This is a genomic window from Methylobacterium sp. CCH5-D2, assembly GCF_001556475.1.
GTDB lineage: Bacteria > Pseudomonadota > Alphaproteobacteria > Rhizobiales > Beijerinckiaceae > Methylobacterium > Methylobacterium hispanicum.
The window spans coordinates 1-21,343 of record NZ_LSIX01000470.1 but is presented as its reverse complement, the minus strand read 5'-3'; the positions used below and the strand labels follow the sequence as shown (position 1 = coordinate 21,343).

The window sequence follows — 21,343 nt, the reverse complement described above, 5'->3', positions numbered from 1 at the left end:
CGCCCGGGCCGGCGATGCCGGTGATCGCGACCGCCACGTCGGCCCGCGAGGCGGCGAGCGCCCCCACCGCCATGGCGCGGGCCACCGGCTCACTCACGGCACCGTGGGCGGCGACGAGGTCGGCGGCCACGCCGATCGCCTCGGTCTTCGCTTCATTCGAGTAGGTGACGAAACCGCGCTCCAGCACCGCCGAGGATCCGGGCACCGCCGTGAGCAACCCCGCCACGAGGCCGCCCGTGCAGGATTCCGCCGTGGCGATCCGCAGCCCGGCCTTCGTGTAGGCCGCGACCAGCGCCTCGGCGCGCGCGTGGAGGGCGGCGTCGAGCATCCTAGCCCTGCCGCATCGCGGTCTCGGCCTGCGCGTCCACCGGAACCGTCTCCTCCTCGGGCAGGCGCACGGTTGCGGCGGCCTGGGCAGCGAGGCCCTCGGCGCGACCGACGAAGCCGAGCTTCTCCGTGGTCGTCGCCTTGATCGAGACGCTGGTGAGCGGCACGCCCGCGATCTCGGCGATGCGCGCCCGGATCGCCTCCCGGTGCTGGCCGATGCGCGGCGCCTCGGCCAGCACCGTGATGTCGAGATGGTCGATGCGCCCGCCCCGCGCCCGCACCAGCGAGACCGCGTGGGCGAGGAACTGGTCGGAGGCGGCCCCGCGCCAGCGCTCGTCGGAGGGCGGGAAGTGGGTGCCGATGTCGCCGTCGGCGATCGCGCCGAGGAGGGCGTCGGTCAGCGCGTGGAGCGCCACGTCGCCGTCCGAATGGGCGAGCACGCCGCGGTCGGCGGGGATCCTCACGCCGCCGAGCCAGACGTGGTCGCCCTCGGTGAAGGCGTGGACGTCGAAGCCGGTGCCGAGGCGGGTCACGTACTGGGTCATGGGCGGGCTCCTATCCGGCGTCCCGAAGGCGCGGTCCGCCTCGATCAGGTCGGCCGGCTGGGTGATCTTGCGGTTGCGCAGGTCGCCCGCGAAGACGACGACCGGCAGGCCGGCCCACTCGGCGAGCGCGCCGTCGTCGGTGAAACCGTGCAGGTCGGCCGCCGCGGCCGAGCGGTGGGCGTCGAGGAGCGCGGCGAAGTGGAAGCTCTGCGGGGTCTGCACCGCGCGCAAGGCCTCGCGGGCGGGAGTCTCGCGGACGCGCCCGATGCCGTCGCCCGCGTCCTCCACCAGCTTGATCGTGTCGCTCACCGCCACGCCCGGCACCGCGGCACGATGGTCGCGGCCGGCCGCGACGGCGCGGTCGATCAGCGCGGCATCGACGTAGGGGCGAGCCGCATCGTGGACCAGCACGATCTCGGGCGCGCCCGCGCCGTGCAGGGCTTCCAGGCCAGCCCGCACCGATTGCTGCCGCGTCGCCCCGCCCTCGACGGGCGCGAGCAGCTTGGCGCGGACCGCCGGGTCGAGTTCCGAGAGGCAGGTCTCGTAGAAGGCCGCGGCGTCGGGTGCGATCACAACCTGCACGCGGGCAACGACCGGCAGGGCGCCGAGCGCGGCGAGCGTCCGGGTGAGCACGGCCTGCCCGCCGACCTGGCGGTACTGCTTCGGCGTGCCGCCGCCGATTCGGATGCCGCGGCCCGCCGCCACGACCACCGCGGCGACGTTCGAACCGGTCCTGGACATGGCGGACCTTCCCCTCTGCAAAGGTTCACAACAGGCTTCCGCGCGCGCCGCGCGCGCATGCGGACCCGCGCCGGGGAGGGTACCGGGCAGGATGCCCCGGCTTTAAGCGGGGCATCCTCTGAAATCAACGCGCTTGCCGCTTGCGTCGCTGCGGCTTTTGTCTATTCCTTGTGCAGAATGGCTGATGATCATTATTTGAGCGTCCTGCGCGGCGGGTCCGCCGCGCCGCTCGCGCTTCTCGCACCCCTCTCGGGCGTCACCGACCTGCACATGCGTCGGGCGGCGCGGCGGCTCGGCGCGAGCGCCGTGGTCTCCGAGATGGTGGCGGCGGCCGAGTTCGCCCGCGGCGCCAGCGAGGCGCGGCTGCGGGCGGAAGGCTCGGGCGTCGATCTGCACGTCGTGCAACTCGCGGGCTGCCAGCCGGAGCCGATGGCCGAGGCCGCGCGGCTCGCGGTCGGCTGCGGCGCCGACGTCTTGGACATCAACATGGGTTGTCCCGCCAAGGTCGTGACGGGGGGCGCCTCGGGCTCGGCCCTGATGCGCGACCTCGACCATGCCTGCCGCCTGCTCGAGGCGGTGCGCGGCGCGGTGTCGGTGCCCGTCACCGTGAAGATGCGCCTCGGCTGGGACCATCGGAGCCTCAACGCCGCGGAACTCGCCCGGCGCGCCGAGGCGATCGGGCTCAATGCCGTCACGGTGCACGGTCGGACCCGGCAGCAATTCTACAAGGGCCGGGCGGACTGGGCAGCGATCCGCGCGGTGGTGGAGGCGGTTGCGATTCCGGTCATCGCCAACGGCGACATCGCGGATGCGGACGACGCGCGGGCCTGCCTCGCCGCCTCGGGCGCCGCGGGCGTCATGGTCGGGCGCGCGGCGGTCGGGCGGCCCTGGCTGGTCGGCCAGATCGCCCGGACGCTGGCCGGCGCGCCGGTGCCGGCGCCGGCGCGCGACGTGCAGGCCGACATCGCGGTCACTCACTACGACGGTCTGATCGCCCTCTACGGCGCGCATATGGGCGTGCGCCACGCCCGAAAGCACCTCGCGGCCTACGCGGAAGCCGGGGGCGCCCTGCCTGCCGAGGCCCGCACGCAGCTCCTCACCACGACGGATCCGGCCACGGCCCGCACGCTGCTGCGCGCCGCGTTCGGCGCGCCCGCTCCGGCGGTCGCGGAAGCGGCATGAGCGGCGCCATGATCGAGGGGGGACGGGCGTGACGGAACACGAAGCGGGCGACGTGCCGGACGGCGAGGCCGGCGGGCCGGGTCTCAGCGGCGCGGCGGTGCTGAACGCGCTGCCGCTGCCGGTGCTGACCATCGGCCCGGACGACCACATCGTCCACTGCAATCACGCGGCGGAGAGCTTCTTCGACGCGTCCGCCCGGCTGATGCAGCGGCGGCAGTTGCGCGACATCATCCCGTTCGCTTCGCCGATCATCGCGCTGGTGGCCGAGGTGCGCCGCCGCCGCTCCAGCGTGAGCGAGTACCGGGTCGAGCTGGTCTCGCCGCGCACCGGCCAGGAGCGGAGCGTCGACGTCTTCGCGACGGCGCTGGGCGACGACGGGAACACCGTGGTGCTGATGCTGCAAGAGCGCACCATCGCCGACAAGATGAACCGCCAGCTCACCCACCGCGGCGCGGCGCGCTCCATGGTGGCGCTCGGCGCCATGCTGGCGCACGAGATCAAGAACCCGCTCGCCGGCATCCGGGGCGCCGCCCAGCTCCTCGAGCAGTCCGGCGCCGAGGAGGACCGGGTGCTGACCCGGCTGATCTGCGACGAATCCGACCGCATCGTGCGCATCGTCGAGCGGATGGAGCTGTTCGGCGACGAGCGGCCGGTCGAGCGCGTGCCCGTCAACGTCCACGGCGTGCTCGATCAGGTGAAGCGCTCGGCGCAATCGGGCTTCGCCCGTCACATCCGCTTCGTCGAGACCTACGATCCGTCGCTGCCGCCGGTGCTCGGCAACCGCGACCAGCTGATCCAAGTGATCCTGAACCTCGTGAAGAACGCCGCGGAAGCGATCGGCGCCGACACGGTGGACGGCGAGATCACCCTGTCCACCGCCTTCCGCACCGGCCTGCGCCTGCAGGTGCCCGGCTCGCGCGAGCGCGTCAGCCTGCCGATCGAGGTGGCGGTGCGCGACAACGGGCCGGGCATCACCGCCGAGCTCCTGCCCGACCTGTTCGACCCCTTCGTCACCACAAAGGCGTCGGGCTCCGGCCTCGGTCTTGCATTGGTGGCCAAGATCGTCGGCGACCACGGGGGAATCGTCGAGTGCGATCCCGCTCCCCGCCGCACCGCCTTCCGCCTTCTCCTCCCCATGTCGAGCGCCCGCGACGGGCGCGAATCGGTCGCGGAGGCCGAGTAGAGTCATGCCCAACGGCCACATCATCGTCGCGGACGACGACGCCGCGATCCGCACCGTCCTCAATCAGGCGCTCTCGCGCGCGGGCTACGAGGTCCGCTCGACGGGCAATTGCGCGACCCTCTGGCGCTGGGTGGCGCAGGGGGAGGGCGACCTCGTCATCACCGACGTGATGATGCCGGACGAGAACGTGTTCGACCTGCTGCCGCGGATCAAGCGCGTGCGGCCGGAACTGCCGATCATCGTGATGAGCGCGCAGAACACCTTCATGACGGCGATCCGCGCCTCGGAGCGGGGCGCCTACGAGTACCTTCCCAAGCCCTTCGACCTGAAGGAGCTCATCGCCATCGTCGGCCGTGCGCTCTCCCGTCCGCGCGGGGCCCCCGCGCCTGGGGCCGGTCCGGAGAACGAGGACATCCCGCTGGTGGGCCGCTCGCCCGCCATGCAGGAGATCTACCGGGCGCTCGCCCGCCTGATGCCGACCGACCTCACCGTGATGATCACCGGCGAGTCGGGCACCGGCAAGGAGCTGGTGGCCCGCGCGCTCCACGATTACGGCCGCCGCCGCACCGGGCCCTTCGTGCCGGTCAACATGGCGGCGATCCCGCGCGACCTGATCGAATCGGAGCTGTTCGGCCACGAGAAGGGCGCCTTCACGGGCGCGCTGCAGCGCTCGGCCGGCCGCTTCGAGCAGGCGGAGGGCGGCACGCTCTTCCTCGACGAAATCGGCGACATGCCGATGGAGGCCCAGACCCGGCTGCTGCGCGTGCTGCAGCAGGGCGAGTACACCACCGTCGGCGGCCGCGTGCCGATCAAGACGAATGTTCGGATCATCGCGGCCACCAACAAGGACCTGCGCATCTCGATCCAGCAGGGAATCTTCCGCGAGGACCTGTTCTTCCGCCTGAACGTGGTGCCGCTGCGCCTCCCCGCGCTCCGCGAGCGCTCGGAGGACGTGCCGGACCTCGTGCGCCACTTCTTCGTTCTGGTCGAGCGCGAGGGCCTGACCCGCAAGACGCTCGACGGTGACGCGATGGAGCGGCTGAAGCGCTACCGCTGGCCCGGCAACGTGCGCGAGCTGGAGAACCTCGTGCGGCGGCTGGCCGCGCTCTACCCGCAGGAGACCATCACCGGCCCGGTGATCGAGGCGGAGCTCGATACCCTGCCGCTCGCCCCGCCCGTCTCAGCGCAGGGCCAGAACGGCGCGCGCAAGGGCAACGAGTCGGAGAGCCTGTCGAGCGCCGTCGAACGGCACCTCACCGACTACTTCTCGGGCTACCGGGACACCCTGCCGCCGCCCGGCCTCTATCACCGCATCCTGCGGGAGATCGAGGGACCGCTGATCGGCGCGGCCCTCGCCGCCACCCGCGGCAACCAGATCCGCGCGGCGGAACTCCTCGGCGTCAACCGCAACACCCTGCGCAAGAAGGTGCGCGACCTCGACCTGCAGGTGCTGCGCTCCTCGCGCTGAGAGATCGAAAGAGGGTCAGGGGCGCGGTACGCACGGGCATTCTGCCGCGCCGAATGGCAATTTCGCCACAAAACCCGCTAGGCTCCTGTCGCCGCGGCCCCAACCCGACGCGGGACGACGCCCCGTGCGCGCATCTGCGCGCCGGGCGAGCCCGAGCAGGATCCTCATGTTCTTCCGCAGACGCAAGACGTTCGAGTCGACGCCGATCACCCGCGACGAGGCCGCGCTGCCGAACCGGCTCTCGCCCCGCTCGCCCCACGAGGCCATCAAGCCGACCGCCGCGCCGCCGCCGCCCGAGCGGCCCGTGCGCGAGCGCGGCGGGCTCATCGCGACGATCAGCGGGCTCCTGACCTTCGCGGTGGTGGTCGCCATCGGGGCTATGATCGGCTTCACCCTGTTCCAGCGCCAGATCCACGAGCCCGGTCCGCTCGCGGCCGACAAGGTCGTGGTGATCCCGACCCGCAGCGGAACGGGCGAGATCGCCGAGATCCTGCGTCGCGAGGGCGTGATCGACCATACCGGTCTGTTCGAGTTCGCCGCCCGCTTCGGCGGCAAGCCGCCGCTGAAGGCCGGCGAGTACAACTTCAAGGCCCGGGCCAGCATCAGCGACGCCATCGACACGGTGACCACCGGCCGCCAGGTCCAGCACGCCGTCACCTTCCCCGAGGGCCTGACGAGCGAGCAGATCGTCACCCGCCTGAACGAGAACGACGTGCTGACCGGCGAGATCGGCGAGATCCCGGCCGAGGGCTCGCTCCTGCCCGACACCTACAAGTTCGAGCGCGGCGCGACGCGCCAGATGATCGTCAACCTGATGAAGCAGAAGCAGCGCGAGGTGCTGAACCAGATCTGGCTGCGCCGCAGCGCCGAGGTGCCGGTGAAGACGCCGGCCGAGATGGTCACGCTCGCCTCGATCGTCGAGAAGGAGACCGGCCGGGCCGACGAGCGGCCCCGCGTCGCCGGCGTCTTCGTCAACCGCCTCAATCGGCGCATGAAGCTGCAATCGGACCCGACGATCGTGTACGGCCTCGTCGGCGGGCGCGGCACGCTCGGCCGCGGCATCCTGCGGTCCGAGATCGACCGACCGACTCCCTACAACACCTACGTGATCGAGGGCCTGCCGCCGGGACCGATCGCGAATCCCGGCCGCGCCGCGCTCGAGGCGGTGGCCAACCCGTCGCGGACCAAGGACCTCTACTTCGTGGCCGACGGCACCGGCGGGCACGCCTTCGCCGACAGCCTGGAGGGCCACCAGCGCAACGTCGCCCGCTGGCGCGCCGTCGAGCGCTCACGGCAGAGCCCGGCCCCCGATGCCGGCGGCGTCGACAAGGTCGAGCCCGCAGCCGACCCCGCCACGCCCGGCCGTGCCTCGGCCTACGCGCCGCCCGGCACCAATGCCGCCTTCATCGAGGGACAGGGCGGGACGCGTCCGAAGGCCTTCGACGCCTCCGAGGGCACCCGCCTCGATCCGCTGAGGAACAAGACCTACGATCTCGGCTCGCCGAAGACCGTGCCGGTGCTGAAGCAGCCCTGAGGCTTGCAATCCGGCACGCGCCGCCCCCTTTGTGGGCGGGAGACGGAAACGCCGGACAAGACCTTACCATGATCGCGAGCATGACCGGGTTCGCCCGGGCCGCCGGCACCAGCGGGCCGGTGCAATGGGCCTGGGAGGTCCGCAGCGTCAACGGGCGCGGGCTCGACGTGCGCCTGCGCGTGCCGAACGGCTACGAGGCGGCCGGCGAGGTCGCCCGCACCGCCCTGCAGAAGACGCTGTCGCGCGGGCAGTGCCAGCTCAGCCTCGCGCTCACCAAGCCGGAGACGGCCGTGCGCGTCCGGGTCAACGAGGCGCTGCTGGCGAGCCTCGCGGCGGCGGTCGCCCGGGTGCCCGTGCCCGAGGGCGTCGCCCCCGCCACCATGGACGGGCTGCTCGGCATCCGCGGCGTGATCGAGACCGAGGAGGAGGCCGCGCCCGAGACGGACTCGCTCGCCCGCGACCTCGCCGAGGGCGTGGTGCGACTTGTGGCCGACCTCGTCGAGGCGCGCCGCGCGGAGGGCCGCCAGCTCGCCGAGATCGTCGGCGGGCAAGTCACCCGCATCGCCGAGCTGACGGAGGCCGCCGAGGCCTGTCCCGCGCGCAAGCCGGAGGCGGTGCGCGCCCGCGTCGCGGCGACCGTCGCGAGCCTGACGGAGGGCGGTACCCTCGACCCCGACCGCCTGCACCAGGAGGCGGTGCTGCTCGCCGCCAAGGCGGATGTTCGCGAGGAACTCGACCGCCTGCGCACCCATGTCGGCGCGGTGCAGGAGCTTCTCGCCAAGGGCGGCGCAATCGGGCGGCGGCTCGATTTCCTGGCCCAGGAACTCGGGCGCGAGGCCAACACGCTCTGCGCTAAGGCCAACGACGCCGCGCTCTCGCGGATCGGACTCGACTTGAAGGCCGTGGTGGAGCAATTCCGCGAGCAGGTGCAGAACGTCGAGTGAGTGGACGCGTGACGGATCGGACGAGCGGGGGACGCGGATGACGGAGCCGGTGCGGCACAGGCCCGACGCGATCGCGCGGCGCGGCCTCATCCTGATCCTGTCCTCGCCCTCGGGGGCGGGCAAGACCACGCTGACGCGGGCGATCGCCCAGGACGGCGGCTGGGGACTCGACCTCTCGATCTCGGTCACGACGCGGGCGCGCCGCCCCTCCGAGATCGACGGCAAGCACTACCACTTCATCGAGCGCGAGGCCTTCGAGGATCTGCGGGCCCGCGACGACCTGCTCGAATGGGCGGAGGTGCACGGCAACTTCTACGGCACACCGCGCCGACCGGTGGAGCGGGTGCTGTCGGCCGGCCGCGACATGATCTTCGACATCGACTACCAGGGCACCCGGCAGGTCCGCGCGAAGCTCACCGACGACGTCGTGACGGTGTTCATCCTGCCGCCGAGCATGGCCGAGCTGCGCCAGCGCCTGGAGCGGAGGGCCGAGGATTCGCAGGCCACGATCGAGAAGCGGCTCGAGAACGCCCGCCACGAGATCCAGCGCTGGAGCGAGTACGACTACGTCATCGTCAACGACGACCTGCAGAACGCCTTCACGGCCCTGCAGAGCATCCTCACCGCCGAGCGCCTGCGCCGGACCCGCCGCACGGGCCTGGCCGGCTTCGTGGAGGGGATCCTCTCGGAGGGACAGGGGAGTTAGCGGCCGCTCAGGCGGCGCGGACGCGCTCCGCGCTCCTCCCGCAGAGCCAATCGCGCATGGCCTCGAAGGTCGCGACCGCGGCCTCCGTCAGCGCCGCCGCGTCCGCGACCGTTTCGAGGCGGTCGCGGAACGCGGCCCACATCGGGCCGGTCGCGGGCCCGTGGGCGCGGTAATAGGCGAGCCCGTCCACGTCGAGCCCGTGCAGCGCCGCGATGCGCCGGCCGATCACCCGACCGCCGAGCGTCGAGCCCTCCAGAACGTAGAGCGCGCCGAGCGCCGGAGCGGGACCGTCGAAGCGTGGACGCGCGGGCGCCGGGAGGGCGGCGACGGCCGAGGCGTCCAAGCCCAGATGGGCGAGGTCCGCGTCGATCTTCGCGAGGCGTCGGCGGGGATCGAAGAAAGCCCCGTCCCCGAGCCCGGTGCCGATCGCCGGCTCGTAGGCGGCGTGGAAGCCGCGGAACCGCGCGAGCAGGTCGCGGTAGCCGGGCAGGGTCGCGACCCGGGTCTCCCAGTCGAGATCCCGCTCCAACCCCTCGTGCGCCGCGGCGGTCGCGGCCCGCAGGCGCGCGTGCAGGTCCCCGCTCATGCGGTGATGGTGAAGCAGGCGCCCGGATCGTTGGCGACCTCGAGCCGGGCGTTGATCTGGTCGAGCATGGCCCGGATCAGCTTCATGCCAAGGCCCGTACCGCGTGGGTTGGCGTCCCAGCCATCGGGCAGCCCGGCGCCGTCGTCGCAGACGCGCAGCTGTACGCCCGTCCCGGCCGCCGAGACCCGCACCGCCACGCGGCCCACGCCGCTCTCCCGCGAACCGTACTTGAAGGCGTTGGTCACCAGCTCCGTCGCGATGAGCGAGAGCGCCACCGCCTTGCGGTAGGGCACCATCAGGCCCGTCTCGGCGGTCATGTCGACGGCGTGGCCCTCGCCGGCGAGCGCCGCGAGGTCGCGGCACAGGTTCTCGATCGTCTGGCCGAGATCGACCTCCTCGATGGTCTCGGCCTGATAGAGACTGTCGTGGACGCGCGCGACGCTCATCACCCGGGCGGACGTGTCGGCGAAGGCCTGCCGCGCGTCCGCGTCCGCGATCTGGCGACGCTGCATCTGCAGGAAGGACGAGACGATCTGGAGCGAGTTCTTCACCCGATGGTCGATCTCGCGGGTCAGCAGGTCCTTCTGGGCGAGCAGCCGCTCCTTCTCGGCGAGCAGCCCCGTCAGCTCGTCGATCTTGCGGCGCTGGCGCAGGACCACGCCCTCGACAGCGCGGGCGAGCGAGATTGCGAGCGAGACCTGCCACTCGGCGAACGGCGTCGCGAAGCCCGTGCGCTCCTCCACCCAGCGCTCGAACGAGCGGCGCGGTAGCACCGCGACCGGCCCGTCGCCGGCGAGTACCGGCTTGCGCGGGTCCCCGCCCCAGGTCACCGTGCTGGGGACTTCCGGCCGGAACCAGACGATGAGGTTCTCGCGCTGCCCGTCCACGAAGACGGCCAGCAAACCGCTGGCAACCTCACGGTGGGGCGCGAGGCCGGGGTAGTCCGCGGTCAGGCTCATGGAGGAGAAGCTGGTCTCCTCCGCCGCAAGCCCCGCCTTCAGCCAAGCCGAGAGCTGATGCACGGCCTCGGCCGGCGGCGTACAGCCGATCAACGTGACTCGCTCGCCCGAGACGATGCCGGCGCCGGTGGCGCCGAAGAGGTCCAGGATGGTGGTCTCCCCGCCGGTCAGCGCGGCCACGAAATCGTCCGAGCGCGTCAGCTCGCGCACTAGCCGCGCCTCCGTGGCGAGATGCGCCTGGCGCTCCGCCCAGAGCGTGCGCGCCTCGATCTCTTGAACGCGCATCGCGAAGGCGTCGGTGAGCACGCCCGCGGCGGCACGGGTCTCCGGCGACACGTAGTGCGGCTGCCGGTGGTGACCGATCATCAGCCCCCAGAGCCGGTTCTGGACCATGATCGAGATCGACATCGAGCCGTTCACGCCGAGGTTGCGCTGGTACTCGAGGTGGATCGGCGACAGCGTCCGGTTCTGCGCGAAGGTGAGGTCCACGGGCGCGTTGCCGGCGGCGGGCGCGGCCACCAGCGGGACGGGGACGCAGTCCCGGTCGATCACGAACCGGCTTTTGGCCTTGGTGTAGAGCGCGCGGGCCTGGGCCGGGATGTCGGAGGCCGGAAAGCGCAGGCCGAAGAGGCTGCGGGACCAATCCGGGATCTTGTCCTCGGCAATCGCCTCGCCGTTCCAGTCGGGGTCGAAGCGGTAGACCAGCACGCACTCGAAGCCGGTGAGGGCGCGGACCTCCAGGGCGGCGATGCGGGCGGCATCCGTCAGGGTCGCGGCCGCGCGCAGGCGTCCGACCGCCAGCTCGGTGTCGGTCTGGTGGGCGTCCCCGAAATCGTCCGGGCTATCGGGCGCACGCTCCAGCTCGACGATGACACGGCCGGCATGGGCGTGCGCCACCGCGTAGTAGGCGGCGTCCCGCCCGTCGAGCCGAAGGGTGCGCCGCAACGAGCGGCCGTCCGTCAGCGTGCCGGCGGCGAGGCGGGCGCGCACGGCATCGATGAAACCCAGCGGCAGCACGGCTGCGAGCGGCCGCCCATCGAGCGCCTGGGCGGCATCGGGCAGGATCTCGAAGGCATTGGTGCTGTGGGCGAGGATCGTCAGGGTCTCGTCGTCGGCCGCGAGCATCACGGCGTTCGGCTGGATCGAGCCCGGGACGTGGATCGGCTCGCGCTCGCAGATCGAGGGATCGACCGGCTCGGCTCTGGCCCGGCTGCCGATCGCCGCCATCACGGCCTCGCGCGAGGGACCGGCGCCGAGGCTTTCGAGCGGCTCGATCGTCAGCCAATCGTGCGACCGGCCCGCCCGCATCTGCACGCGTGTGCGCAGCGGGCCCGGCCCGCGCCCGAACACGAACTCGAAGCTCTCATCGAGGGCACCGCGACGGCGTCCCGCCAGGAAGCGTCCGCGGAAGCCCGGCACATTGGTGCTCGGCACGACCTCGCGGAAGTAGTTGCGCCCGAGTACGGCCTCGCGCGAGAGTCCCCAGAGGGCGCTCGCGCCCTCGTTGAACACGAGGATGTCACCCGAGGCGTCGAGACCGACGATTGCCGCGTCGAGACGATCGAGTTCGTCGGGGGCGAGCGCGTCGAGAGCGACGTGTTCGCCTTGCGCTGCAGGCTGCGGCATCAGGTGTGGGATTGGCTCATCGGACCCCCGATATGCCGGGCGCAAAGATCGAGCGCAATGCTCAGGGTGATAGCACATGGGCCGCCCGTGCGGTGGGTCGCGCGCGTCCCGTGCGGCATCGGGTTGCGGCATCGCGCCGCGCACGCGCGCGCCGCAGCGATCGACAGGAAACCGTTGCGTCCCGGTCCGCGATCGCGGCATCCGATCTGAGAATTTGCCGCCGTCGGTCCGGAGGGCCGCTGGCGCGCCCAGGATCCATGACCGCTGCAAAGGGCCGGGCGAGACAGGGCAGCGTTCCGGTATCCCGGGCTCCGCTTCCGCGGCCCCGGGGAAGGCGGGGCGGGACCGAATTGAGACGGTCGAAGGACCCGGCCGTGGGGTAGCGAACCGGCCCCCGCACCCTGCAAACGCCGGAATCCGTTCGTCGTCCCGAAGCGGTCCCGAGAACCGGACGCTTCGACCGTGAGCGGTCTCACGCCTCGCTCTCTGCTCGCAGGAGAGCCGCGAACGCGGTCTGCAGGCCCTCCTCGACCGTCGGATGGTAGACGGGGCGGTCGAGCAGCTCGCGGGCCGATCGCCCGGCCGAGATCGCATCAGTCAGAATGTGCGCGAGGTGCTCGGCAGCCGGACCGATCATCTCACCGCCGAGCAGGCGGCCGGCACGGTCGGACCAGACGCGGACGCCGCCCCGGTTCGCGCCCTCGATCCGGGCACGGCCCTGGTCGCAGAAATCGGCTTCTCCGACGAGGCGATTGGTCGCGTCGCGCGCGTACGGTGCTCCGACCCGCGCGGTCTGCGGATGGGTAAAAACCATGGCCAGCGAGGTCCAGGGCTCGGGCGCCTCCGGGGCCTCGCCCCGCGCGAGCGCGGCGGCGTTGCGGCCGGCGATCGTGCCTTGCCGGCTCGCCTCGTGCAGGATCGGCCGCTCGGCGTTGGCGTCGCCCGCTATGAGGAGCGGGCCTCCATCGCAGACGAGACTGCGGGGATCGAAATGCGGCATCCCGTCGGCATCGAGCGGGAGGCCGGCGGTCGCCAGGTCGAGTGCGGCGAGGTTCGGCGCGCGCCCGGCCGCCGCGAGGACCCGCGCGAAGCGGCCCTCGCCGCGCCTGCCGTCGGCGGTACGCCAGGTCAGAAGAACGCCGTCAGCGGCGGTTTCGGCGCGCTCGATCTCGGTCTCGCGCAGGAGCGTCATCGCGTCGGCGAAGATCTCGGCGGCCGCCTCGACGAGGTGCGGGTGCGTGAGGCCGGCGAGGGTCGTGCCGGAATCGATCAAGGTCACGGCGACGCCGAGGCGCGCCATGGCCTGGGCCAGCTCGATCCCGACGGGGCCGCCGCCCAGCACCGCGAGCGAGTCCGGCAGGTCGTCCAGCTCGAAGATCGTATCGGTGGTGAGCAGCCGGTCGCCGAGGCCGCGCAGCGGCTCCGGGACGGTCGGGCTCGACCCGGTCGCGATGACGGCGGAGCGGAACGCGAGCGTCTCGGCACCGATCGCGAGGGTGCGGGCATCGCGCAAGCGGGCCTCGCCCGAGAGCCGGCGCGCAGCCGGAATCGCATCGACGGATTCCAGCACCGCGCCGACGAAGCGGTCGCGCTCCGCCCGGACGCGCCGCATCACGGCCGGTCCGTCGACCCGCACGCCGCCGACCCGCACGCCGAAGAGATCGGCCTGCCGGGCGGCATGGGCCGCCTCGGCCGCCGCGATCAGCAGCTTGGAGGGCATGCAGCCGACCCGCGCGCAGGTGGTGCCGCCGGGGCCGCGCTCGATCAGGACCGCATCCGCACCCGCCGCGGCCGCGGCCTGGTAGGCCGCGATGCCGGCGGTGCCGGCCCCGATGATCGCGACGTCGCAGCTGTGCTCGGACATTCCATTCCCCCGCGGGCGATCGCGCGCCCGCGGGCCAACAGGCTGCCGAAGCCTTCGTTCCGGACGGCTCCGGCCCTCAGGCCGGGCGGTTCGCCGCAGTGCCGCCGAGATGGAAGACCCGGTGCGGGACCAACTCGCCGCGCTCCACGTCGCCGACCGCGACGAGGATGCCGCCGCAGGTGGCGAAGGCCTTGCCGGCGGCCGGCGCGTCGCGCCCGCGCAGGATCACCGACTGGCCGCGCATCAGGCGCAACGCCATGTCGCGCGACACCGCGGTCGAGGGAACGCCGTCGAGCGCCGTCTCGACCGGCTGGAGATGGGCGAGGTTGGCCTCGGGGTTCTCGTTGTCGAGGCCCGGGACCGTGCAGGCGACCGCCTCCGTGAAGGGGCCGACGCGCGTGCGCCGCAGCGCCGCGATGTGGCCGTAGCAGCCGAGCATGCGCCCGAGATCGCGGGCGATGGCGCGCACGTACGTGCCCTTGCCGCACTCGGCCTCGATCACCGTCCGATCGGCCGTGTGCTCGACGATCGCCAGGTGGTCGATCTGCACCCGGCGGGGCGCCAGTTCCACCACCTCGCCCTCGCGGGCGAGATCGTAGGCGCGCTCGCCCTGGATCTTGATGGCGGAGAAGCGCGGCGGCACCTGCTCGATCGAGCCGAGGAAGTTCGGCAGCGCGGCCTCGACGGCCTCGCGGGTCGGGCGCGCCTCGCTCGTGGCGACCTCGCGGCCCTCGCCGTCATCCGTGTCGGTCTCGACGCCCCAGGCCACGGTGAAGCGGTAGGCCTTGCGACCGTCCATCACGAACGGAACGGTCTTCGTCGCCTCGCCGAGCGCGATCGGCAGGATGCCGGAGGCCAGCGGGTCGAGCGTGCCGGCGTGGCCCGCCTTCTTGGCGTTGAACAGGCGCTTGACCACCGCGACCGCGTGGGTCGAGGTCATGCCGACGCCCTTGTCGAGGATGACCCAGCCGGACACGTCGCGACGCTTCGGGCGGTCGGGGCGGGGACCGCGCTGCGGACGGCGCTCGCCGTTCCGGTCGCTCGGGCGCTCGCCCTGGAAGCGGCGCTCGCGGGGCAGGGGCATCTCGGCGGCGGCCGGGCGCTCCGGGGGCGGAAACTCGTTGATCAAAGCCGTGTCTGTCCTCTCGAACGGCGGCGGGATGGCGTCGAGGCCCGCGGCCGGGTGCGTCGGGGTTCGTGCTCGCCCGGAGTGGCGGGCGGAAATCTGCGGCAGACCGGGGTCAATGCCCCGAATCGGCATCGGGTTCGGCGTCGTCGCGATCGGGCCGCTCCAGATCGCGCTGAACCCGCTCGTCGCGCAGGAGGCGATCGATGCGGGCAGCCTCGTCGAAGGTCTCGTCGCGGCGGAAGCGCAGTTCCGGCGCGTATTTCAGGTTCACCCGCCGGGCGACCTCCTGGCGCAGCACCTTCCGGTTGCGGTCGAGCGCGGCCAGCACCGGCGCCTCGTCCTGCCCGCCGAGCGGCATGATGTAGGCGGTCGCGAGCTTGAGGTCGGGCGACATCCGCACCTCCGGCACGGTGATGACGTGCGAGGACAGGGTCGGGTCCTGCACGTCGCCGCGCTGGAGCACCTCGGCGAGCGCGTGGCGCACGAGCTCGGCCACGCGCTGCTGACGCTGAGAGGGGCCGGTGGGGGAAGGTTTCTGAGCCATTATCCAAAAGCGATCTGGCTCCGCGGCGGAGTCGGCCGGCACGGAGCGGGACAATAGAAAACGGCGGCTGCAGCCTGGGCTGCAGCCGCCGCGACCGGCCCTGACGGGACCGCGTCAGAGGCTGCGGCGGATCTCCTCGACCCGGTAGCACTCGATGGTGTCGCCGGCGCGCATGTTCTCGAAGTTCTCGAAGGCCATGCCGCAATCCTGACCGGAGGTGACCTCCTTGGCGTCGTCCTTGAAGCGCTTCAGCGTCTTCAGCTTGCCCTCGTGGATCACCACGCTGTCGCGGATCAGGCGGACATGGGCACCGCGCTCGACGATGCCGTCCTGGACGCGGCAACCCGCGACCTTGCCGACCTTCGAGACCTCGAACACCTCCTGGATCACCGCCTCGCCCAGACGCTCCTCGCGCAGCGTCGGCGGCAGCATCCCCGACAGCGTGGCTTTGATGTCGTCCACGAGGTCGTAGATGATGTTGTAGTAGCGGATCTCGATGCCGTTGCGCTCGGCCGCCTCGCGCGCCTCCTTGTGGGCCCGCACGTTGAAGCCGATCACGAAGGCCTTCGAGGCCTGCGCCAGGGTGATGTCCGACTCGGTGATGCCGCCGACGCCGGCGAGCAGGATGCGCGCCCCGACCTCGTCGTTGCCGAGCTTCTCCAGCGCGCCCGAGATCGCCTCGACCGAGCCTTGCACGTCGCCCTTGATGACGACCGGCAGCTCCTTGCGGCCGGCGCCTTCCTTCAGGTCGCGCATCATGTCGACGAGCGAGCGGTTGGCGCCGCCGCTGCGGGCCGCGGCACGCTCCCGCTTCAGGCGGGCGCGGTACTCGGTGACCTCGCGGGCACGGGCCTCGCTCGGCACAACGATCACGCGGTCGCCGGCGTCCGGCGTGCCGTTGAAGCCCAGCACCTCGACCGGAACCGAGGGACCGGCGTACTGCACGTGCTCGCCCTGGTCGTCGATGAGGGCACGAACGCGGCCCCACTCGGCGCCCGCCACGACGATGTCGCCGGTGAAGAGCGTGCCGCGCTGGACGAGGACCGTCGCCACCGGGCCGCGGCCGCGGTCGAGCTGGGCCTCGATGACCGTGCCCTCACCGTCGCGCTTCTCGTTGGCGCGCAGGTTCATGATCTCGGCCTGGATCTGGATGCCCTCGAGGAGCTCCGGCAGGCCCTGGCCGGTCTTGGCCGAGACCTCGAACTCGAGGGTCTCACCGCCCATCGACTCGACCTGGATGTCGTGCTGCAGCAGCTCCGTCCGGACCCGCTCCGGCTTCGCGTCCGGCTTGTCGATCTTGTTGACCGCGATGATCATCGGGACGCCCGCCGCCTTGGCGTGCTGGATCGCCTCGATGGTCTGGGGCATCACGCCGTCGTCGGCCGCCACCACGATCACCACGATGTCCGTCACCTTGGCGCCGCGAGCGCGCATGGAGGTGAAGGCCGCGTGGCCGGGCGTGTCGATGAAGGTGATGAGGTCGCCCGACGGCGAGGCCACCTGGTAGGCGCCGATGTGCTGGGTGATGCCGCCGGCCTCGCCCTCGACCACGTTCTCCTTGCGGATCGCGTCGAGCAACGAGGTCTTGCCGTGATCGACGTGGCCCATGATCGTGACGACCGGCGGGCGGGGATCGAGATCCTCTTCCAGATCCGGCTCGTCCGAGGTCAGACCCTCCTCGACGTCCGACTCGGCGACGCGACGCACGGTGTGGCCGAGTTCCTCGGCGATGAGCTGGGCGGTGTCCGAATCGATCACGTCGGTGATCTTGTGGATCTGGCCCTGCTTCATCAGCAGACGGATCACGTCCACGGCCCGCTCCGACATGCGGTTGGCGAGTTCCTGGATGGTGATGGTCTCGGGGATCGTCACCTCGCGCGACAGCTTCTCCTTCTGCTCCACGTGCCGGTGCCCGCTCATCCGCTGCTGGCGGCGGCGGAAGGAGGCGACCGAGCGCGTGCGCTCGTCCTCGCCCGAGGTGGCGGTGGCGATGGTGAGGCGGCCGCGGTTGCGGTCGCCGCCCGGAGATTTCGGCGTCTTGGGCGCGGCGATGATCTTGAGCGGCTGGCCGGGACGCCGGATCACCCGCTTCGTGTTGTCGCTCTCGTCCTCGGCCGCGGCGGGGCGGCCGGTCGCGGGACGCGCGGCCGTTCCGGTCGGCCGCTGCGCGGTCGTCGGGGTAGCGGGCTTCTCCGGCTCCGGCGCGGGTGCCGGGCGGGCCATGAAGTTCAGGTCGCGCGGCTTGCGCGAATCAGCCGTGATCGTGCGGCGCGGCTCGGTGGGAGCCGGTCGCGGCGCCAGAGGCGGACGAGCACCGGGCGCGGCGGCCGGACGGGCCCCGGCGGGAGCCGCTGGCCGCGCGCCGGGCGCCGGGCGGGCGGCGACCGGAGCTGCCGTGGGACGCGCGGCAGCCGGCGCTGCCGGACGGGCCGGAGGCGCGGCCGGCGGACGGGGAGCCGGCGCGGCGGACGCCTGATCGGGGGCAACCTGGGCGGGTGCGGCCTGGGCCGCGGCCGGGGCAGCAGGAGCCTCGGCGGCGGCCTTCGCCGCCTCCGCGGCCCGCTGGCGCTCCTCGGCCTCGCGGCGGGCGGCGGCCTCGGCCTCGCGCTTGCGGGCCTCCGCAGCCTCGCGCTCGCGCTGGGCTTCAGCCTCGGCGGCGCGGCGGGCCGCCTCGGCCTCCGCCTCCGCGCGACGGCGAGCCTCCTGCTGCTCACGCTCCCGACGCTGGGCGTCGGCGAGGGCGGCAGCGCGGGCGTCGCGCTCCTGCTCGCTCAGCGTCCGCAGCACGACGCCCGAGGTCGGGCGCGGCGTCGGGCGGGCGGCCGCCGGCGCGGCCGGAGCCGGCCGGGCCGCGGGAGCCGGACTCGCATCGCGGGCCGGTGCCTGGGTGCCGGGCGTGGCGCCGATCACGCGGCGCTTCACGGTCTCCACGACGACCTGCTTCGATCGGCCGTGGGAGAAGCTCTGGCGCACGGTGCCCGCCTCGATCGGCCGCTTGGAGGACAGCGGCCGCGCGGGAGCCTTGCTCAGAGTCTTGTCGCCCGGGTTGTTCGTATCGCTCATTCAGTTCGAACCCTTGAGGGTTTCCATCGTCCGTGAACCGACGCCCCCTTGAGCGCCGACCTGACTCGTCCTGAGCAGGAAGCGGTGAGCTGAGCCCACGGATCCGGCCAAGAATTCCTTAGATGTCGCATCCCGCTCGGACGCGGGCTCCGAACCCGCGACCGCCCGGAGGCTCACGCACCTCCCGGCGGAGGCAGGACACCCCCGTCATCGCGTGCAGAGCCCGGCTCCTCGACCGCCGTACCGGCGCCCTCGAAGGAGCGTAGCCGACGCCAACGCGCCAGGCAGCCGGTGGCTCCGACTCCTGCGACGAGCGCAGCGTGTATCACATGATCCCGACCCAAAGCCATGTCCAATTCGTCCTCGGACAAGTCATCCACGATCGGGATCCCCGATATGGAGCCGCCATGCCGCCTGTGCAATGCCGCAACAAGCTTGCGGCGCCCGTCCGGGCTCGCCTCCGCGGCGTGGATCAGGGCGGCGACCCCGGGCTCGGAGCCGATCGCCGACTCGACCTTCGAGAAGCCGGCCACCACGCAGCCCGCCTTGTTGGCGAGCGCGATGGCCTGCCGCAGGTCATCGCGCAGGAGCGCAGCGATCTGGTCGGGCAGGTCGGCCGGCACAGGGCCGGCCTTGCCGCGGAAGGCGCGCTGGAACTGTCGCCGCTTCACAGCCTCCGCCACCGCGTCGCGGCGCGCCGTGACCCAGGCGCCGCGGCCGGGCAGCCGCGCGCGCAGGTCCGGCACCACCGCGCCGTCCGGGCCGAGCACGAACCGGATCATCGCCTCGGGCGCCTGCACGGCGCGCGTGACGATGCAGGTGCGCTGCGGCACCCGGCGGCCCGTGACGGGGCCGGCGTCGAGCGCCGGCTCCTCGCCCGTATCGATGTCGACGGCCTCCACGCTGCGGCTCCCCGCTCGCCTCAGGCCTGCGCCTCGGCGGATTCGGCCGCGGCCTCACCCTCGCCCTCTGCGGCCTCCGGCTCCTCGGGCGCGGCCTCGACCCAGCCCGCCCGCACGCGGGCCGCCATGATCATGGCCTCGGCCTCGGCGCGCGACAGCTCGAACCCGTCGAGGTAACCCGCGTGCCGCACGGCCTCGGGGCCGCGCCCTTCCGTATAGCCGACGAGGTCGTCGGTGGCGCAGCCGGCCAGATCCTCGATCGTCTTCACGTCGTTCTCGCCGAAGGCGACCAGCATCGGCGTGGTCACGCCGTCGATCTCGCGCAGCTCGTCCTCGACGCCGAGCTCGCGGCGGCGGTCGTCGTGCTCCTGCTCGATGCGGGCGAGGTGATCCTGCGCGCGGGCCTGGATCTCGGCGCCGGTCTCCTCGTCGAGACCCTGGATGTTCGAGAGTTCCTGCGTATCGACGTAGGCGATCTCCTCGACGTTGCGGAAGCCTTCCGCCGCGAGCAGCTGGCCGACGGTCTCGTCGACGTCGAGCGCCTCCATGAAGACCTGTGTCCGCTCGGCGAACTCCTTCTGGCGGCGCTCCGATTCCTCGGCCTCGGTCAGGATGTCGATGTCCCAGCCGGTGAGCTGCGAGGCGAGCCGCACGTTCTGGCCGCGGCGGCCGATGGCGAGCGAGAGCTGGTCGTCGGGCACCACCACCTCGATGCGGTCGGCCTCCTCGTCGAGCACCACCTTCACCACCTCGGCGGGCTGGAGCGCGTTGACGATGAAGGTCGCCTGATCTTCCGACCACGGGATGATGTCGATCTTCTCGCCCTGCAGCTCGCCGACCACGGCCTGGACGCGCGAGCCCCGCATGCCGACGCAGGCGCCCACGGGATCGATGCTGCCGTCGCGCGAGATCACCGCGATCTTGGCGCGCGAGCCGGGATCGCGGGCCACCGCCTTCACCTCGACGATGCCGTCGTAGATCTCGGGCACCTCCTGGCCGAAGAGCTTGGCCATGAATTGCGGGTGCGAGCGGGACAGGAAGATCTGCGGCCCGCGCACCTCGCGGCGCACGTCGAACAGGTAGGAGCGGATGCGGTCGCCGGGGCGGAAGGTCTCGCGCGGGATCATCTCGTCGCGCCGCACGATGCCCTCGCCGCGGCCGAGATCGACGATGACGTTGCCGTACTCGACGCGCTTGACGAGGCCGTTGACGACCTCGCCGATCCGGTCGCGATACTCGTCGTACTGGCGGTCGCGCTCGGCGTCGCGCACCTTCTGGACGATGACCTGCTTGGCGGACTGGGCGGCGACGCGGCCGAAATCGAAGGGCGGCAGCGTGTCGGAGATCACGTCGCCGACGAGCGCGCCGGGATTGTAGCGGCGGGCCTGATCGAGGGTGATCTCGCGGGCGTCGTTCTCGACCTCCTCGACCACGAGCAGGTGGCGGGAGAGGCGCAACGCGCCAGTCTTGGCGTCGATCTCGGCGTGGACGTCGGTCTCGGCGCCGTAGCGGGAGCGGGCAGCCTTGGCGATCGCCTCCTCCATCGCCTCGATGACGATCTGGCGGTCGATCACCTTCTCGCGGGCGACCGCGTCGGCGATCTGGAGCAGTTCGAGCCTGTTGGCGCTGACAACGGCCATGGTTCAGGTCCTTTCCGTTCGGATTCGGTGTTCACGGGCCGCGCGGGCGGCGGAGATCGTGCGCGATTCGTTCAGTGGAACGAGTCGCGGTCCTTGAGGCGGTTCGCCTTCGTGATCACGGGCTTCTTCGGGCCGGGCCCCTTGGCGGGCTTGGTCCCGGACTTGGCCTTGACCGGCTTGTCCGCCTTGGGCTTCGGGCGCTTCGGCGCGGGGATGAAGCGCACCTGCGGGGCGGCCTCCTCCTCGGGCTCCTCGTCCTCCTCCGGCTCGTCGGCGTCCTCGGGCGGCGGGCCGCCGCGGCGGAGCGATTCGCGGATCAGCTCGTCGGTGAGGACGAGATGCGCCTCGCCGAGGTCGGCGAGAGGCAGCACGATACGGCTCGGCAGGCCCTCCTTCACGT

At 72.3% G+C, this 21,343-nt stretch carries 16 protein-coding genes and 1 pseudogene; 6 read left to right on the top strand and 11 right to left on the bottom strand.

The window, feature by feature from the left end; translation table 11 throughout:
• Window positions 1-328, bottom strand: a 328-nt coding sequence (locus AX737_RS11910; RefSeq protein ID WP_156453673.1) for a nicotinamide-nucleotide amidohydrolase family protein, incomplete at its 3' end; no start/stop codon positions are given.
• Window position 329: 1 nt separating this feature from the next.
• Window positions 330-1,613: a bifunctional 2-C-methyl-D-erythritol 4-phosphate cytidylyltransferase/2-C-methyl-D-erythritol 2,4-cyclodiphosphate synthase gene (locus tag AX737_RS11905; RefSeq protein ID WP_066921566.1), complete on the bottom strand. Its 1,284-nt coding sequence runs from the start codon at window positions 1,611-1,613 to the stop codon at window positions 330-332.
• Between the two features lie 177 nt (window positions 1,614-1,790).
• Between AX737_RS11905 and dusB the strand changes: the two genes are divergently transcribed.
• The 6 genes from dusB (at window position 1,791) to gmk (ending at window position 8,630) form a co-directional block, all read left to right on the top strand.
• Window positions 1,791-2,795 (top strand): tRNA dihydrouridine synthase DusB, encoded by a 1,005-nt coding sequence (gene dusB, locus AX737_RS11900; RefSeq protein WP_066921564.1) that lies wholly within the window; start codon window positions 1,791-1,793, stop codon window positions 2,793-2,795.
• A gap of 52 nt (window positions 2,796-2,847) precedes the next feature.
• Window positions 2,848-3,978 carry an ATP-binding protein gene (locus AX737_RS11895; protein ID WP_066921570.1) on the top strand — a complete coding sequence of 377 codons (1,131 nt, stop codon included), beginning with the start codon at window positions 2,848-2,850 and terminating at the stop codon, window positions 3,976-3,978.
• 4 nt (window positions 3,979-3,982) lie between these two features.
• Window positions 3,983-5,446 carry a nitrogen regulation protein NR(I) gene (gene ntrC / locus AX737_RS11890; RefSeq protein ID WP_066921562.1) on the top strand — a complete coding sequence of 488 codons (1,464 nt, stop codon included), beginning with the start codon at window positions 3,983-3,985 and terminating at the stop codon, window positions 5,444-5,446.
• Window positions 5,447-5,612: 166 nt separating this feature from the next.
• Window positions 5,613-6,980: an endolytic transglycosylase MltG gene (mltG, locus tag AX737_RS11885; RefSeq protein ID WP_066921560.1), complete on the top strand. Its 1,368-nt coding sequence runs from the start codon at window positions 5,613-5,615 to the stop codon at window positions 6,978-6,980.
• An 80-nt stretch (window positions 6,981-7,060) separates the two neighbouring features.
• Complete coding sequence (locus AX737_RS11880) at window positions 7,061-7,924, top strand: YicC/YloC family endoribonuclease (protein ID WP_238229383.1); 864 nt, start codon at window positions 7,061-7,063, stop codon at window positions 7,922-7,924.
• 37 nt (window positions 7,925-7,961) lie between these two features.
• Complete coding sequence (gene gmk, locus AX737_RS11875) at window positions 7,962-8,630, top strand: guanylate kinase (RefSeq protein WP_066921557.1); 669 nt, start codon at window positions 7,962-7,964, stop codon at window positions 8,628-8,630.
• A gap of 7 nt (window positions 8,631-8,637) precedes the next feature.
• Here the strand turns inward: gmk and AX737_RS11870 are convergent, their stop codons facing one another.
• The 9 genes and pseudogenes from AX737_RS11870 to AX737_RS11830 all read right to left on the bottom strand — a co-directional run.
• Window positions 8,638-9,216 (bottom strand): biliverdin-producing heme oxygenase, encoded by a 579-nt coding sequence (locus AX737_RS11870; RefSeq protein WP_066921555.1) that lies wholly within the window; start codon window positions 9,214-9,216, stop codon window positions 8,638-8,640.
• Window positions 9,213-11,801, bottom strand: a complete 2,589-nt coding sequence (locus tag AX737_RS11865; protein WP_066921553.1) for a histidine kinase dimerization/phosphoacceptor domain -containing protein — start codon at window positions 11,799-11,801, stop codon at window positions 9,213-9,215. Before AX737_RS11865 ends, AX737_RS11870 begins: the two co-directional genes overlap by 4 nt.
• Before the next feature lie 472 nt (window positions 11,802-12,273).
• Window positions 12,274-13,665, bottom strand: a complete 1,392-nt coding sequence (locus AX737_RS11860; protein WP_066921551.1) for a dihydrolipoyl dehydrogenase — start codon at window positions 13,663-13,665, stop codon at window positions 12,274-12,276.
• Between the two features lie 76 nt (window positions 13,666-13,741).
• Window positions 13,742-14,749, bottom strand: a complete 1,008-nt coding sequence (gene truB / locus AX737_RS11855; protein WP_066921568.1) for a tRNA pseudouridine(55) synthase TruB — start codon at window positions 14,747-14,749, stop codon at window positions 13,742-13,744.
• Between the two features lie 157 nt (window positions 14,750-14,906).
• Entirely contained in the window at window positions 14,907-15,338 is a 432-nt protein-coding gene (rbfA, locus tag AX737_RS11850) for a 30S ribosome-binding factor RbfA (RefSeq protein ID WP_066921549.1), read from the bottom strand.
• 114 nt (window positions 15,339-15,452) lie between these two features.
• Window positions 15,453-18,401 carry a translation initiation factor IF-2 gene (gene infB, locus AX737_RS11845; protein WP_066921546.1) on the bottom strand — a complete coding sequence of 983 codons (2,949 nt, stop codon included), beginning with the start codon at window positions 18,399-18,401 and terminating at the stop codon, window positions 15,453-15,455.
• Between the two features lie 173 nt (window positions 18,402-18,574).
• On the bottom strand, window positions 18,575-19,303 hold the full coding sequence (locus tag AX737_RS11840; RefSeq protein WP_066921544.1) for an RNA-binding protein: 729 nt from the start codon (window positions 19,301-19,303) through the stop codon (window positions 18,575-18,577).
• 20 nt (window positions 19,304-19,323) lie between these two features.
• Window positions 19,324-20,943: a transcription termination factor NusA gene (gene nusA, locus AX737_RS11835; protein ID WP_066921542.1), complete on the bottom strand. Its 1,620-nt coding sequence runs from the start codon at window positions 20,941-20,943 to the stop codon at window positions 19,324-19,326.
• Between the two features lie 71 nt (window positions 20,944-21,014).
• Window positions 21,015-21,343: pseudogene (locus AX737_RS11830) on the bottom strand (ribosome maturation factor); the annotation flags it as partial.